Genomic DNA, 1,014 nt, shown 5'->3' on the forward strand with positions numbered 1-1,014 from the left:
TGAGCCTTTCCCGGTAAACGGTCATAGCTGTGTGTGATCGTTTAGATGGTGCGGTCGTATTCGAGCTGGAGCAGGACGAGGGCTGCGGCGGCGATCTGGGTGATGCGGCTGGGGTCGAGGCTGACTCGCCGCAGGGCCTTGAAAGTGGTCTTGAGTAGGGAGTTTGCGCGCTCGCACACCCCGTGGATGCCTCGGATGACCTTGTTGTAGGTCTGCTGGGCTTCGGTGAGTTCACCGCCCGCGGGCTTCTTGACCGGGTGGCGGAAGCCGTCTCCGGCGTTCTCGTAGCCGAGGTCGACCAGGGTGAGGGTGCCCAGCTGGTCGGCGAGGTGGGTCAGCGCGTCGATAAGGCCGTGGTGGCGGGCGCAGGTGGTGTCGTGCTCGCGGCCGGGTCGTACCGGGGAGACCCAGAACGGCCATCCGTCCGGGGTGGAGATGACCTGCACGTTGCCTCCGTGGTGCTTGTGTTTCCCCGACCACCAGAGGTCTGCGCCGTTGGGGCCGGGGGCGGCGACGCGGTCGGTGCGGATGAGGGTGCCGTCCAGGTTGAGGTGGGTCAGGCCGGCCGCCTTGGCCCGCTCCAGTGCGGTGGACAGGTCCGGCGCTCCGGCTGCCAGGACGGTCAGCCCTTCGTGCAGGTAGCGGTAGGCAGTGGAGCTGGACAGGCCGTTGTCGCGGGCGAGTTGGGACAGGCGGGTGCCGTCGATGAACCAGCGCAGAATCAGCACGGCCTGCTTGAAGCAGCCCAGGGACCGGCGCCCACGCCGGGTGCCGATCTCGGTCCGGTGGCCGTACAGGAGGCGGGCCAGGTGCTCAGCGGTGGACCGCTGGACGTCGAGCACAGCGGTGTATGTGACACTGGTCGGCACGTGAGGCCCCTCGGTCGGATCTTTCTGTCGCAAGATCGTTCCTACCAGGGGCCTTACGTCTGCCCTGGCTTGGGGATGCCCGGCCCTGCCGCGCCACTCGCGATGTGATCACACTCAGCGAGCACCGCTTACCGGGAAAGACTCA

General features: G+C 67.4%; 1 protein-coding gene. It reads right to left on the minus strand.

The genetic code is table 11. The features are described from left to right. Window positions 1-41 precede the first annotated feature (41 nt). Window positions 42-869, minus strand: coding sequence for a transposase family protein (locus ACIRFL_RS43895; protein WP_404041399.1), 828 nt, complete (start codon window positions 867-869; stop codon window positions 42-44). Between the last annotated feature and the right edge of the window lie 145 nt (window positions 870-1,014).

Origin of the sequence: Streptomyces sp. NPDC102462, from assembly GCF_044765425.1 — a bacterium.
Classification (GTDB): domain Bacteria; phylum Actinomycetota; class Actinomycetes; order Streptomycetales; family Streptomycetaceae; genus Streptomyces.